Annotated in this window: 15 protein-coding genes; 14 read left to right on the top strand and 1 reads right to left on the bottom strand. The window is 69.5% G+C overall.

All coding sequences use genetic code 11. From position 1 onward, the window contains the following. Positions 1 to 75 precede the first annotated feature (75 nt). The 10 genes from D1832_RS05735 (at position 76) to D1832_RS05690 (ending at position 9,020) form a co-directional block, all read left to right on the top strand. Complete coding sequence (locus D1832_RS05735; protein ID WP_241510880.1) at positions 76 to 465, top strand: helix-turn-helix transcriptional regulator; 390 nt, start codon at positions 76 to 78, stop codon at positions 463 to 465. Between the two features lie 10 nt (positions 466 to 475). Next, complete coding sequence (locus D1832_RS05730) at positions 476 to 862, top strand: VOC family protein (RefSeq protein WP_118912994.1); 387 nt, start codon at positions 476 to 478, stop codon at positions 860 to 862. Between the two features lie 141 nt (positions 863 to 1,003). After that, positions 1,004 to 1,990: an IS481 family transposase gene (locus D1832_RS05725; RefSeq protein ID WP_118912993.1), complete on the top strand. Its 987-nt coding sequence runs from the start codon at positions 1,004 to 1,006 to the stop codon at positions 1,988 to 1,990. 66 nt (positions 1,991 to 2,056) lie between these two features. Next, positions 2,057 to 3,403, top strand: coding sequence for a sensor histidine kinase (locus D1832_RS05720; protein ID WP_241510879.1), 1,347 nt, complete (start codon positions 2,057 to 2,059; stop codon positions 3,401 to 3,403). Then, positions 3,400 to 4,077 (top strand): response regulator, encoded by a 678-nt coding sequence (locus tag D1832_RS05715; RefSeq protein WP_118912991.1) that lies wholly within the window; start codon positions 3,400 to 3,402, stop codon positions 4,075 to 4,077. The genes D1832_RS05720 and D1832_RS05715 overlap by 4 nt, the downstream gene beginning before the upstream one ends. 102 nt (positions 4,078 to 4,179) lie before the next feature. Beyond that, entirely contained in the window at positions 4,180 to 5,076 is an 897-nt protein-coding gene (locus D1832_RS05710; RefSeq protein WP_118912990.1) for an ABC transporter ATP-binding protein, read from the top strand. Between the two features lie 3 nt (positions 5,077 to 5,079). Continuing rightward, entirely contained in the window at positions 5,080 to 6,288 is a 1,209-nt protein-coding gene (locus D1832_RS05705; RefSeq protein ID WP_118912989.1) for an ABC transporter permease, read from the top strand. Positions 6,289 to 6,348: 60 nt separating this feature from the next. Further along, positions 6,349 to 7,746, top strand: coding sequence for a hypothetical protein (locus D1832_RS05700; RefSeq protein WP_118912988.1), 1,398 nt, complete (start codon positions 6,349 to 6,351; stop codon positions 7,744 to 7,746). A gap of 132 nt (positions 7,747 to 7,878) precedes the next feature. Continuing rightward, positions 7,879 to 8,757, top strand: coding sequence for an HAD family hydrolase (locus tag D1832_RS05695; protein ID WP_415557188.1), 879 nt, complete (start codon positions 7,879 to 7,881; stop codon positions 8,755 to 8,757). Continuing rightward, positions 8,754 to 9,020, top strand: coding sequence for a DUF2283 domain-containing protein (locus D1832_RS05690; RefSeq protein ID WP_182434675.1), 267 nt, complete (start codon positions 8,754 to 8,756; stop codon positions 9,018 to 9,020). Before D1832_RS05695 ends, D1832_RS05690 begins: the two co-directional genes overlap by 4 nt. A 15-nt stretch (positions 9,021 to 9,035) precedes the next feature. Here the strand turns inward: D1832_RS05690 and D1832_RS05685 are convergent, their stop codons facing one another. Continuing rightward, positions 9,036 to 9,608: a DUF1990 family protein gene (locus D1832_RS05685; RefSeq protein ID WP_206609357.1), complete on the bottom strand. Its 573-nt coding sequence runs from the start codon at positions 9,606 to 9,608 to the stop codon at positions 9,036 to 9,038. Positions 9,609 to 9,660: 52 nt separating this feature from the next. Between D1832_RS05685 and D1832_RS05680 the strand changes: the two genes are divergently transcribed. From D1832_RS05680 to D1832_RS05665, 4 genes are all read left to right on the top strand, one after another. After that, the gene (locus D1832_RS05680; RefSeq protein ID WP_118912986.1) at positions 9,661 to 10,473 is read left to right on the top strand and encodes a TrmH family RNA methyltransferase; all 813 of its coding nucleotides are present in this window, start codon (positions 9,661 to 9,663) and stop codon (positions 10,471 to 10,473) included. 171 nt (positions 10,474 to 10,644) lie between these two features. Continuing rightward, positions 10,645 to 11,298 carry a VOC family protein gene (locus D1832_RS05675; RefSeq protein WP_118912985.1) on the top strand — a complete coding sequence of 218 codons (654 nt, stop codon included), beginning with the start codon at positions 10,645 to 10,647 and terminating at the stop codon, positions 11,296 to 11,298. Between the two features lie 171 nt (positions 11,299 to 11,469). Beyond that, positions 11,470 to 12,075 carry a CPBP family intramembrane glutamic endopeptidase gene (locus tag D1832_RS05670; protein ID WP_118912984.1) on the top strand — a complete coding sequence of 202 codons (606 nt, stop codon included), beginning with the start codon at positions 11,470 to 11,472 and terminating at the stop codon, positions 12,073 to 12,075. 2 nt (positions 12,076 to 12,077) lie between these two features. Beyond that, entirely contained in the window at positions 12,078 to 13,301 is a 1,224-nt protein-coding gene (locus tag D1832_RS05665; protein ID WP_118912983.1) for a tryptophan-rich sensory protein, read from the top strand. The last annotated feature ends 9 nt before the right edge of the window (positions 13,302 to 13,310 follow it).

Genomic DNA, 13,310 nt, shown 5'->3' with positions numbered 1-13,310 from the left:
GTGACAGATCTCCAGTGGCCCCCACACCTGCTCGACCAGCTGCGGCAGTCAACTTGGCTAGGACGGTTCCAACTCTTGGCGGCATTCCTCACCAAACGACTCGAGCAGCATCCCCACACACCGCGAGCAGACATGTTCGAAGCGCTGGCGCGGATCCATCAGGCCCGGGGCACAATCCCCATCGCCGACCTAGCTCGAGACGTTGGTCTGTCCAGACGGCGACTTTCCAGCCTGTTCAACCTCGAGACCGGTCTCTCGCCCAAGCAGGTGGCGCGGATCGCTCGCTTCGAGCACGCCAAGAAACTTGTCCAGAGCGGCGCCCTTCCTTCGGACATTGCGGCAGCGGCTGGTTACAGCGACCAGGCGCACCTGTCCCGAGAATGGAGGTCGATGACGGGATGGACGCTGCGCCAGTCGAGGGCTGATTTCCCATTGCTTCAAGACGCTCAAGCGCTCCAAGGATAAGGCTGTAGCCATGACGAGACCACAGCTGTTTCACTGCCTGCGCTACACAGATGCCGATCGAGGCATCAACTTCCTTCAAGCCATCGGCTTCACCACGGCGATGGTCGTGCGGGACCCGGATGACTCGACCGTGGTGACCCATGCGCAACTTGCCTGGCGCGACAATGGGGGCATCATGCTCGGCTCTACTCAGGACGGTGACCCGCATTACGGGCCAGGGATCTGCAACTTGGTGGTCGCCAGCGACGAGGACGTCGACAGCCTCTTCGCCACGGCCTTGGAACACGGAGCATCGACCGTCACCGAGCCCAACTATGCACTTCACGGCGGCCACAACGCATGCGTCGCCGACTTCGATGGCCACTGGTGGAACATCGATTCCTACCCGGGAGCCTGAGCCGGGAAGCCGCCCTCGGCGGCGGCTGATGACAAGGCCCACGAGGTCCCACACACCCGTTGCCCTTCACCCAAACAATCTCGCCGCCCGCGGCGGCATCTGGCCTTCCTGGGCGGCACATACCCCCAGGAAGGCTCAGTCATGTCCCACACCAACGCGGCGCTCACCCCACGGCATCGCCTGATCGTCGCTCGCATGGTTGTTGACGACGGTTGGCCGATCAGCGAGGTCGCCGCCCGATTCCAAGTCTCCTGGCCCACCGTCAAGCGTTGGGCCGACCGCTACCGAGACGGCGAATCCATGCAAGACCGGTCTTCCCGGCCGCGTCGCTCCCCGAACAAGACGAGTCAGAAGGCCACTCGGCGCTGCATCAATCTGCGGCTGCGCCTGAGGGAGGGGCCGGTGCAGTTGGCGTGCCGACTCGGGATCGCGCCGTCCACTGTCCACCGCATCCTGGTCCACGCGCACCTAAACCGGCTTTCACACGCAGACCGCGCCACCGGAGAGCCAGTCCGCCGTTACGAGCATGACCATCCCGGCTCCCTGCTGCATGTCGACGTGAAGAAGCTCGGGAACATTCCCGATGGCGGGGGCTGGCGCTACGTAGGGCGCAGGCAAGGTGAGAAGAACAGAGCCGCCACTCCCGACAAGCCCCGAAACAAGTACAGCGATCCGTTGATGGGCAAGGCCTACGTCCACACCGTCATCGACGACCACTCCCGCGTCGCCTACGCCGAGATCCACGACGACGAAACCGCCCTCACCGCGACGGCGGTCCTGATCCGGGCGGTCGAGTGGTTCAGGGCCCGTGGTGTGAGGGTCGAGCGAGTCCTGTCCGACAACGGTGGCGCCTACCGCTCACATCTGTGGCGCGACACCTGCGCTGAACTGAGGATCAAGCACAAACGCACCAGGCCGTATCGGCCGCAGACCAACGGCAAGATCGAACGCTTCCATCGCACCATGGCCTACGGCTGGGCCTACGCCCGGTGTTACACCTCGGAGGCTGAGCGCCGAGGCGAACTCGCCGGATGGCTCCATTACTACAACCAGCACCGTCCCCATACAGCCTGCGGGAACCAGCCGCCCTTCTCACGATTGACCAACGTCCCCGATCAGTACACCTAGCCCCGTGCGAGCATCTCCGCCGCTTGAGGGAGGTGCTCCCGGCGACTGCGCTCTACCCTCGGTCGGGTGAAACAGTTCTTCGGCCTCGACGACGAATGGGTGCGCAGGCGACCTGACGCCTGGCTGAGGCGAGATGTTCTCATCGCCATCCTGTTCTTCCTCGGCGCGCTGCTGGGTCTCGAGGTGTGGCGCGCACTCGGCTTCTCGGCCGATTCCCTGTGGCCGCGTTGGGCGCTGTATCTGAGCGCCGCCATCGGAGCCGGCCCGCTCGTGCTGCGCCGACGTTTCCCCGTCACCGTCATGCTCGTCACGGCCGCGCACATGTTCGTCATGGGGCTGACGCAGGTGCCGGTGATGTCGTCCATCGCCATGCAGGGCGTGTACTTCTTCGCCATCTTCACCGCGCTCGCCTGGGCGCCCGACCGCAAGCTGGTCACCCTCGCGGCAGCGGGCCTCGTGCTGTTCATGTTCGGCTGGCTGAGCGTGCAGTGGTCCGTGGCGGCGATGAACGATGACCTCCTCGACTCCTACAACGCCCAGCCCGCCAAGGCGCGCGACCCGTGGTTCGGCGCGACGGCCGCAGCCGTCCTGCAGGGGCTGATGATCAACGTGCTCTACTTCGCGACGGCGGTCGGGGCCGGGGCGAACTCGTGGCGTGGCGCCCGTGCCCGCGCGTTCGCCCACCAGCAGGCCCAGACGATCACCCGTCAGGCCGGCCAACTCACCGAGCAGGCCGTCGTCGAGGAGCGGCTGCGCATCGCACGCGAACTGCACGACGTCGTCGCCCACCACGTAGCGGCCATCGGCATCCAGGCCGCAGCGGCCCGCAAGGTGATGGTGAAAGACCCTGAGCGCGCGACGGACTCGCTGAGCAACGTCGAGGCCTCGTCGCGTGAGGCCGTCACGCAGATGCGCACCCTGCTCGGCACTCTGCGCGCCGACGGACAACACACTGCGAACGGCTCGGGCGAGCCCACGAACGGCGCCGCACGCGCACCCGAACCGGGCCTGAACGACGTCGCCGCCCTCGTGGCGGGCGTACGCACCCCCACCTTCGACGTGCGCCTCGACGACCTCGTCGACGTCGACGTGCCCGCCAACGTCGGGCACAGCATCTACCGCACCGTGCAGGAGGCGCTCGCCAACGTCCAGCGTCACTCGACGGCCACGGCAGCCACCGTCACGCTGCGCGCGGGTGGCGAGGGCAACGGCCGCTACGTCGAGGTCGAGGTGCTCGACGACGGCCGCCCCCGCGCGGGTACGTCCGGCAGCGGGCTGGGCCTGCTCGGCATGCGTGAACGGGTGCGCGCCCACCACGGCTCGGCCGAGATCGGGCCGCGCCTCACCGGTGGATACCGTGTGCGCGTGCGCCTGCCTCTCGCCGCCTCGACCAGGAACAAGGAGACGCCGTGACCGAATCGCTCAGGGTCCTCATCGTCGACGACCAGCGGATGGTGAGCGGCGGGTTCTCCCTCATCCTGTCGGTGGAGGACGACCTCGACGTCGTCGCCACCGCCGCGAACGGTGAGGAGGCGCTTGCGGTCGCGCGCGAGCTGCACCCCGACGTCACGCTCATGGATGTACAGATGCCCGTCATGGACGGCATCGAGGCCACGCGCCGCTTCGTCGAAGAGGGGCTGGGCCGCGTCGTCATCCTCACGACCTTCGATCGCGACGACTACCTCTTCAGCGCGCTCGACGCCGGCGCGAGCGGATTCCTGCTCAAGAACGCCGAGGCCGACGAACTCGCCGACGCCGTGCGCACGGTGGGCCACGGCCACGCCCTCCTTGCGCCGGAGGTGACCCGGCGCGTCATCGAACGTCGCGCCGCTGCCTCCGCCTCCACCTCGCAGGAGGCAGACGAGCGCCTCGCCGCGCTCACCCCGCGCGAACGCGACGTTCTCGGCCTGCTCGGCCGGGGCTGCTCCAACGCGGAGATTGCAGAGCACCTTTTCGTCGGGGAAGCCACCGTCAAGACCCACGTGTCGAACGTCCTCATGAAGCTAGGCCTGCGCGACCGCGTCCAGGCCGTCGTCGCCGCGTACGAGACCGGACTCGTCCGCGCGGGGGAGCGCTCCGACACCTGAAGTTCATCCCTGCGGCGGAGGCGTTCATACGCGCTGCTGGTCAGGATGGTTCTCGTAGCTCCACCACGGGGAACGCACACGAGCCGGGAGGTCACGAGAAGGATGTTCGAAGCAAGAGGCTTGACCCGCGCGTTCGGTGACAAGGTCGTCGTGCGCGAGGTGTCGTTCAGCGTGCCGGACGCTCGGATGACCGGCTTCGTCGGCGGCAACGGCGCGGGCAAGACGACGACGATGCGCATGATCATGGGCGTACTCGAGCCGAGCGCGGGCGACGTGCTGTGGGAGGGCCGGCCCATCACGTCGGCTGAGCGTCGGGCCATCGGCTACATGCCCGAGGAGCGCGGCCTCTACCCCAAGCAGCCGCTCATCGACCAGCTCGTCTACCTCGCTCAGCTGCGCGGCGTGACGGCGTCGGCGGCGCGCACGCGCGGCCTCGACCTCCTCGAGCGCTTCGGTCTCGCCGACCGTTCGAAGGACAAGCTCGAATCGCTCTCGCTGGGCAACCAGCAGCGCGTGCAGATCGCGGCCGCCGTCATCGCGGAACCGTCCGCGCTCATCCTCGACGAGCCGTTCAGCGGCCTCGACCCGCAGGCCGTCGACGCGATGGCCGATCTCCTGCGCGAGTACACGGCGCGTGGCGTGCCGGTGCTGTTCAGCAGCCACCAGCTCGACCTCGTCGAGCGGTTGTGCGACGGGCTCGTCATCCTCGCGCGCGGCGAGGTCGTGGCCGAAGGGCGCGCGCAGGATCTGCGCCGCCGCGGTCGCGTTCGCCACCGCCTCGTCCTCGACGCCGACGCCGGGTGGGTGCGCGATGTCGCCGGTTCGCTCGGCATCTTCGTCGCCGACGTCGACGGCCCGGTTGCCCTGCTCGAACTGCCGCGCGCGAACGGCGACGCAGCCGCCGACGAGCTCCTGCGCAGCGCCATGGAGCGCGGCCGAGTGCGCGAGTTCCACGAGATCGTGCCCCAACTCGCCGACATCTACCGAGAGGTGGCCTGAGGAATGAACGCCGCCGCAGAAACCCAGACCCGCCCCGCCTGGCAGATCGTCGCCCTGCGCGAACTGTCCGTGAAGGCGCGGGACAAGAACTTCCTCATGTCGCTCGTCGTGACGCTCCTGCTCGTCGCAGGCACGTTCGGCGTCCAGATCTGGCTCTCGGGCAAGACGCCTACGTCGTCCATCGCCGTCGTGACGCAGAAGAACGCGGCCGGGCTCTCGGGAAGCTCACTCGTCGACGCCGCCGAGAAGGCGGCGAAGGCCGACCACGACAAGGTCGAGTACACGAGCGTCTCCGCGTCGTCGCCCGCCGACGCCCGCGACGCGGTCAAGAGCGGTCGCGCCGATCTGGCGCTCCTGCCCACCTCCGGCGGCTGGACGCTCGTCGGTGACAAGGACGTCGACGCCGACGTGAAGAAGTTCGTCACGAGCGCCGCCGCGGAGCAGACGCTCGCCGCGAACGCGAAGGCTCAGGGCGTCGATCTCGCCGAGCTCTCGAGCGGAGCGAGGGTGACGGACGAACGGCTCGACCCCGGATCCGTCAACGCCGGGCTGGGCAAGCTCGTCACCTTCGTCTTCGCGTTCCTGTTCTACTTCGTCGCCTTCATCTTCGGCATGCCGATCGCGCAGAGCGTCGTCGAGGAGAAGCAGTCACGCATCGTCGAAATCCTGGCCAGCGCGGTGCCGCTCAAGCACCTGCTTGCCGGTAAGGTCATCGGCAACGCCGTCCTCGCGTTGGCCCAGGTGACGCTGCTCGTCGGCGTAGCGCTCATCGGGCTGTCGCAGACACGGTGGAGCACGCTCATCGGCACCGTGGCGAGTGCCTCGGGGTGGTTCGTCGTGTTCTTCCTCGCGGGCTTCCTCGTCGTCGCCTGCATGTTCGCGGTGGCCGGCGCGCTCGCGTCACGCAGCGAGGACGTCCAGACGACCGCCCAGCCGGTGACGATGCTCGTCGTCGTCGTGCTCATGCTCGGCATGATGCTCACCGGAACGGCCCTCAAGGTGGCCTCGTTCGTGCCGGTCGTCTCGACGGTGGCGATGCCCGCGCGCGTCATCACCGGCGATGCAGCCTGGTGGGAGCCGCTCGTCGCGCTCGTCATCGCGGGTGTCGCTGCAGTCGCCATCACTCGGGTCGCGACGCGCCTCTACAGCCGCAGCGTCATGCAGACGGGTGGGCGCCTGAGCTACAAGGAGGCCTTCAAGCTGCAGGCGTGAGGGCTCCCCGGTAGATTTGGGCGCAGATCACACTTCAGCATCTCGACACGGGAGGGTCGCATGAGCGACAACAACGAGAAGCCCGCCTCCACCTGGGGCGGCGGCGACTCAGAGGCAGAGACCCGCATCGCGGGCGGTTCGACGCCGGCGGCTGAGCCGAATCCGGCGCACGACAACACCCAGCGGTTCGAGAACGATGCCACGCAGGTGGCCTACCGTGACCAGCCGCAGGCTGCAGCTCAGCCGGGGCAGTCCCCCGAGCGTGCGGAGTCGCCGATGCAGGCGTCGTTCGCGCCCGGCGCCGGTCAGTCGTCCAGCCAAGGTGCGGCGAACGACGCGTCCGCGCAATCGCAGGCCTACCCGAGCGCGCCCATCGCCCAGCAGCAGTCGGCTCCCTACGCGCTGGGTTACCCGGGTGCTGCGGGCCAGCAGGGTCAGTACGGCGCGGGTCAGCAGTACGGTTCGGCGCCGCAGGGTGGGCAGTACAACTCCGCTCCGCAGGGTCAGTACGGCGCGGGTCAGCAGTACAACTCGTCGCCCCAGGGAGGTCAGCAGTACGCCTCCGCGCCGCAGGGTGGGCAGTACAACTCCGCTCCGCAGGGTCAGTACGGCGCGGGTCAGCAGTACAACTCCTCGCCCCAGGGCGGCCAGCAGTACGGTTCGGCGCCGCAGGGTGGGCAGTACAACTCCGCTCCGCAGGGTGGCTACGCGCAGCCCGGTCAGTACAGCTCGTCGCCCCAGGGCGGCCAGACGTACGGCTCGGGCCAGCACACGACCCCGGCGCACGGCGGCCAGCAGGGCCAGTACACGTCGGCCGCGTACGGTCAGTCGCAGTCGGCCCAGCCGACGAAGACCTCGAGCGCCTCGACCGCGTCCCCCGTGGCGAAGTTCGGCCCGTTCCTGCCAGCCCTCCTGGCGCTCATCGCTCCGTTCGTCGCGTGGGTGACGTTCAAGTCGGGCAGTGAGACCGTCGCGCTCAACGGCATCGGCGGCAACAGCAACTCGGCCAACCCGACGCTCGGTGAGTCGAGCAACACGGGCGGCATCTTCGTCCTCATCCTCGCCATCGGTCTCGCCGTGGCCGGCGTGCTCGCCGCTCTGGGCAAGCTCAACGCGAAGGTGACGGGCATCGTCACGGCCGCCCTCGGCGTCGTGCTGCTCATCATCGGCATCCTGCAGTTCCCGAGCACGGCCAGTGCCGTCGGTGACGGTGGCGCCGCATCCGGTTACTCGGCGACGATCGGCGCCGGCGTGTGGTTGACGCTCCTCGCGGGGCTCGCGGCGCTCGCGGTCGGTGTCGTCGCGTTCCTGCAGAGCCGCAAGGGCTCGAGCGCCTCGGCGACGAACGGCGGCCAGCAGTGGAACGGTGGCTACCAGCAGGGCCAGCAGCAGTTCGGTCAGGGCAACGGCCAGCAGTACGGCTCGGCCCCGCAGGGCGGGTTCGGCCAGAACCACTGATCTGCCTTACCTGACGAGGGCCCCTTCCGAGCGATCGGAAGGGGCCCTGGGCGTCTGTTCGTCCTTCCTCCTGCCGCCCGTGCAACTCACGCCGTGACGTTCGCGGGAAGGCGCGACGCGTAGGGTGTGCGTGTGACTCCGTCCGACGACACGACGCCCGTCATTCCCGAGGCTGCGGCCGCGAACAGCGCCCGACCCGGCGCAGGTGCCGGCTCGCACGAATGGCCACCGCTCATGGTCTGCCTCGACATCGACGGCACTCTCCTGCAGTACGACGGCACCATGCACGACGCGACTCGCGACGCCGTGCGCGACACCGTCGCCGCCGGCCACCATGTCGTTCTGTCGACGGGGCGTGCGGTCGTCGCGACGACGCCGATCCTGCGGATGCTCGACCTCGACCGCGGCTACGTCGTGTGCTCGAACGGTGCCATCACGCTGCGCCTCGACAGTTCGCTCGACGCGGGCTACGAGATCGTCGACCGGGTGACGTTCGACCCCGCGCCGGCGCTGTCGATGCTGCGCGGGCAGTGGGAGGACGCCGTCATCGCGGTCGAGGGGCCGGACGGGTTCAAGGTCACCGCGCCCTTCCCCGACGGGGAACTCGACGGTGAGCAGACCGTCGTGGAGTGGGAGGAGCTCATGTCGGAGCCCGTGACGCGCGTGACGTTCCGTTCGCCGTCCGGTACGAGCGAGGACTTCCTCGAACTCGCCGATCGCATCGGTCTGCACCACGTCAACTACGCCGTCGGCTACACGGCGTGGATGGACATCAACCCCGAGGGCGTCTCGAAGGCCTCCGCGCTGGAGTTGGTGCGACGAAAGCTGGAGATCGAGCCGTCGAACACGGTCGCCGTGGGCGATCAGCGCAACGATCTCGAGATGCTCGAGTGGGCCGCGCGCGGCGTGGCGATGGGCCAGGCCCCGGACGAGGTGAAGGAAGCCGCCGACGAGGTGACCGCCTCCATCGAGGACGACGGCGCCGCCGACGTCCTGCGCTCGTTGTTGTGAGCGAACCCTGGCCGGACGCGCTGCAGGGCGCGGCGCGGCTGACGTTCGATGCCGAGGCTGACGCGGCGTACGTCGCCCTCGGCCCCGATCCGGGCGTCGGCGGCGTGGCGCGCAGCGTGCCCGTCGACACCGGCGATGAGCCGGGCATCGACGTCGTGCTCGACGTCGATGCCAACGGCCGACTCGTGGGCGTCGAGGTGCTGGGAGCCCGCCGAATGCTCGCGCCCGAGGTGCTCGCGGCGGCGCAACGTCTCGACCGATAGGCCAGTTCCGTCCGTTCAGCGCGCCAACGCGCGCAGGTAGCGGCGCGTCATCCAGCGCTGTGCCACACGCGCTACGGGAGCGCCCACACGCGTCAGGAGCCATCCCGGCCGGCTGATGGCGTCGATGCGGACCCAGACGCCGTCGTCCCGACGCTCGACGAGGAAGCGTTCGATGCCGCACTCGGGGTGACCGGGCAGCGTCGCGTAGACGAAGCCGCGTCGCTCGGGTTCGTCGATCACCTCGACGACGAGGCACGGAATCGGGAGTCGGAGGCGCCCGACGCCGAGTCCGAGCACGACGAGCGCGCCCGCGACGATCGGGGTGTCACTCGCTCGCACGGTCATCCCCGCACCGAGTTGGAGGCCCCACGCGAGCACCTCGTCACCGGCCGCGGCGAGGTCGTGACGCCGAAGCGGCGCGGCTTCGCTCAGCCGGTCGAACCCGCGCGGCAGAGGCGCCGCATCGCCGAGCTCGAGCGCATCGAGGTCGACGGCGAAGAGGGCTGTCGGCGCCGTGGTGGGGGTGTCGGCGAGCACCCGCGCCCGCTCCACGGGCAACTGCTCCGCGCGCTGCGCTCGTTCGGTCACGTCCCCATTCTGCCGTGCTGGCCGGGCGCGTTCGCGGTGGGAGAATGGGCGGGTGGCCGACCTTCACCTCACCTCCGCGACCAATCCGCGCCTCAAGGGGCTCGTCGGCTTGCGCAAGCGCCGCACCCGCGAGAGCGAGGGCGTCACGCTCCTCGAGGGCTACGAGGAACTCGCGTTGGCGCTCGAGGCCGGCGTCCGCCCGCGCTCCCTCTACATGTGCGAGGAGTTGATGCTCAACGCGTCGCGTCAGCAGGACGTCGTCGCGACCGCTCGCGATGCGGGCGCCGAGATCGTGACGGTGGCGCGCGCCGCGTTCGAGAAGGTGGCCTACCGCGAAGGCCCTGACGGCTTCCTCGCCGTCGTGCCGAGCGTCCAGGCCCACCCGCGCGAACTCGAGCTGCCCGAGAACCCGCTCCTGCTCGTCGCTGAGGGCGTCGAGAAGCCCGGCAACCTCGGCGCGATGCTTCGCACGGCCGACGCCGTGGGCGTCGACGGCGTCATCGCGGCGGACCCCGTCACCGACTGGGGCAACCCCAACGTCGTGCGAGGGTCCAAGGGCACGGTCTTCAGCGTCCCCGTGGCGGCCGCGTCAACAGCGGAGACGCTCGGCTGGCTCGTCGAGCAGAACATCCCCCTCGTCGCGGCGACGCCGGACACCGACGTCATGCACACCGACGTCGACTACCGCGGACCGGTCGCCATCGCCGTCGGCACCGAGAAGTACGGCCTCACCGACGAGGCACTCGCTGCCGCGACGACGCGCGTGCGCATCCCCATGGTGGGCCAGGTCAACTCGCTCAACGTGGCGACGAGCGCCGCCGTCCTGCTCTACGAAGCGATGCGTCAGCGGGGCGTTCGCGGCTGACCGCCCGCGGGAGCAAACCTGGCGGTGGAGCAGAACACCGTCGGTGGGAGCACCGCAGCGCTCCCACCGGCACAGTTTCGCGCCCATCGCGAGGGACGCGCCCATCGCCTGACGCCGGGGGAGCGTGACCCTGATTACACCCCTCGCGCCGGTGCGTGGCACAGTGTCACCATGCGTATTGACCACGTGATGTATGCGGCCGAGTCCGACGGTCTGCAGGCAACGGCCGATCGACTCGCGCAGCAGCTCGGCGTGGAGGCACTCGACGGTGGTGTGCACCCCCGGTTCGGTACCCGCAACGTCATCCTGCCGCTCACCGAGCACCGGTTCCTCGAGGTCGTCGAGGCGCTCGAGCACCCCAGCGTCGACAAGATGCCGTACGGCCAGGCCGTCAAGGCGCGCTCGGCCAACGGCGGCGGCTGGATCGGCTGGGTCGTCGAACTCGACGACATGAGCGCCCCGGTCGAGAAGCTGGGCCGCGGTACGACGGAGGGCCGTCGCCACCGCCCCGACGGTGCGGAGATCACCTGGCAGCAGATCGGTGTGAGCGACCTCGTCGTCGACCCGCAGCTGCCGTACTTCATCAAGTGGGACGACGACGCGCAGCACCCCTCGTCCGACGGTTCGAGCGACGTCTCCCTCAAGGGCATCACCCTCGCGGGTGCCCCCGAGCGTGTGCGCGAGTGGCTCGGCCTCTCGGGCCAGCCGGGTGTCGACCGCGAGGAGTGGGAGCCGTCCGTCGACTTCTCCTTCGTCGCCCCGCACGGCACCCCATCGGTGCTGTCGGTGGCGTTCACGACGCCCCGCGGCGACGTCACGATCTGACGCAGCCACGCTCCACGATGCAGCCAACGGGTCGGCACCCAGTCCGGGTGCCGGCCCGTCGGTGTCCCCGTCGGGCGCGGTTGATCTCGTGCGTTCGACGTGGTCGGATGAGCGAGTGGACGATGCGGTGACTCGATGACGCAGATGGCTCAGTAGCGCCTCGTCTGCGCGGTGACACTCGTCATCGGCGCGCTCGTCCTGGCGTGGAGCCTGTCGATCGAGCCCGCCGATTCCCTCTTCTATCCCGCGACGGCACCGCTGGCTGCGGTGTGGTTCGGTGGTGGGTACGCGGCCCGTCGGGCGGGCACCCGCTCGACGTCGTCCGTGCCGGTCGTCCGTGCGCGCGCGGCTGTTCTCGGTGTCGTCGTCGGCGTGGCCCTGGCCCTGGCCTTCCTCGCGGGTGCCCTCGTGCTGACCCGCATTCCCGACCTACGGGATCCGGTGCAGGCTCTGCTCGACCACGCCGACCGCGGCATCTTCCCCGTCGTCCTCACGCTGGCGCTCGTCAACGGCGTCGCGGAGGAGTTTTTCTTCCGCGGGGCCCTCTACGACGCTCTGCATCCGTACGCGCCGATCGTCTCGACGACGGTGGTCTACACCCTCGTCACCGCCGCCGCAGGTATCTGGATGCTCGCGTTCACCGGCCTCGTGCTCGGTGGCGTGTGTGCCGTGATGAGGCACCGCACGGGCGGCATCACGGCGTGCATCGCCGCGCCTCTTGCGTGGTCGCTCGGCATGGTCCTCCTCCTTCCCCGAGCCCTCGACCTCGGGAGCTGACCATGGACCGTTCACACCCGCGCCTCGCTCTCGTGACGCGCGCCACGGGGTACATCGGCGGGCAGGTGGCCGCCGAACTGCTCCGGCGAGGATGGCAGGTGCGCGTGCTCAGCCGCAGCGCGGAGAAGGTCGAGCAACTTCCCTGGTGGTCGTCGCAGTCGTGCGAGGTCGTCGAGGGTGACGCCGCCCGAGCGGCCGAGGTCGCCAAGGCACTGAGCGGAGTCGACGTCGCCTGGTACCTCCTGCACTCGATGGGCGACGCGTCCGACTTCGCTGAGGCAGAGCTGGACATGGCGCGAACCTTCGGCGCGGAGGCGCGGAAGGCCGGCGTCGCACGCATCGTCTATCTGGGCGGCCTGCACCCCGAGGGCGAAGAGCTCTCGGAGCACCTCGCGTCCCGTGTTGCGGTCGGCGACGCGCTCATGGCATCGGGTGTTCCGACGGCCGCACTCCAGGCCGGCCTCGTCATCGGAGACGGGCCGTCGTCCTTCCAGATGCTGCGCCACCTCTCCGAGCGACTGCCGGGGGCTGTTGCGCCGCGGTGGGTGCGCAACACGATCCAACCCGTCGCGGTGGCCGACGCGGTGCACTACCTCGTGGCGGCGGCCGATCTGCCGGAGCACGTCAACCGCACCTTCGACATCGGGGCACCCGAGGCCATCGAGTACGCCGGCATGATGAGCGAGTACGCGAAGGCGGTCGGGCTGCGTCGGCGTCTCGTGCTCACGGCACCCGTGACGACGCCCGGCCTTGCCGCGTACTGGGTGGGCTTGGTGACCCCCGTGACGACGGCGCTCGTCGGAAGCCTCGCGACGGACCCGGACTCGCTCTGGTACCGGACGCTGCGCAAGCCCGCCTTCCAGCCGCCTGCGTGGGTCTTCCCCGTGGCGTGGACCGCGCTGTACGCCGGCATCGCGCCCACGAGTTCCCTCGTGCTCGCGGAAATCGGCGAGCAGGGGCGCACGCGCGAGCAGAAGCGGTACGCGGCGGCGCTCGCCGGCAATCTCGCGCTCAACGCGGGGTGGAGCGTGCTGCTCTTCACCAGGAAACAGGTGCGCCCGGCCTGCGTCGACGCGGTCGCGCTCGCCGTGAGCAGCGCCGACCTCGTGCGTTGCGCCGCCCGCACCAGTCCCGAGCGGGGCGTCCTGCTCGCCCCCTATGCTGCGTGGACCGGTTTCGCGGCCGGCCTCACCGGCGCCCTCGCCCGCCTCAACCCGCGTCGCTGACGGTAGCGG

This window comes from Dermacoccus abyssi, from assembly GCF_003515945.1.
GTDB classification, from domain to species: domain Bacteria; phylum Actinomycetota; class Actinomycetes; order Actinomycetales; family Dermatophilaceae; genus Dermacoccus; species Dermacoccus abyssi.
This window is presented reverse-complemented; position numbering and strand designations above follow the sequence as displayed.

Excerpts from the sequence above, each read along its gene's own strand:
- D1832_RS05730 (WP_118912994.1), top strand. The coding sequence starts at position 476 with ATGACGAGACCACAGCTGTTTCACTGCCTGCGCTACACAGATGCCGAT.
- D1832_RS05725 (WP_118912993.1), top strand. The coding sequence starts at position 1,004 with ATGTCCCACACCAACGCGGCGCTCACCCCACGGCATCGCCTGATCGTC.
- D1832_RS05710 (WP_118912990.1), top strand. The coding sequence starts at position 4,180 with ATGTTCGAAGCAAGAGGCTTGACCCGCGCGTTCGGTGACAAGGTCGTC.
- D1832_RS05705 (WP_118912989.1), top strand. The coding sequence starts at position 5,080 with ATGAACGCCGCCGCAGAAACCCAGACCCGCCCCGCCTGGCAGATCGTC.
- D1832_RS05700 (WP_118912988.1), top strand. The coding sequence starts at position 6,349 with ATGAGCGACAACAACGAGAAGCCCGCCTCCACCTGGGGCGGCGGCGAC.
- D1832_RS05675 (WP_118912985.1), top strand. The coding sequence starts at position 10,645 with ATGCGTATTGACCACGTGATGTATGCGGCCGAGTCCGACGGTCTGCAG.
- D1832_RS05665 (WP_118912983.1), top strand. The coding sequence starts at position 12,078 with ATGGACCGTTCACACCCGCGCCTCGCTCTCGTGACGCGCGCCACGGGG.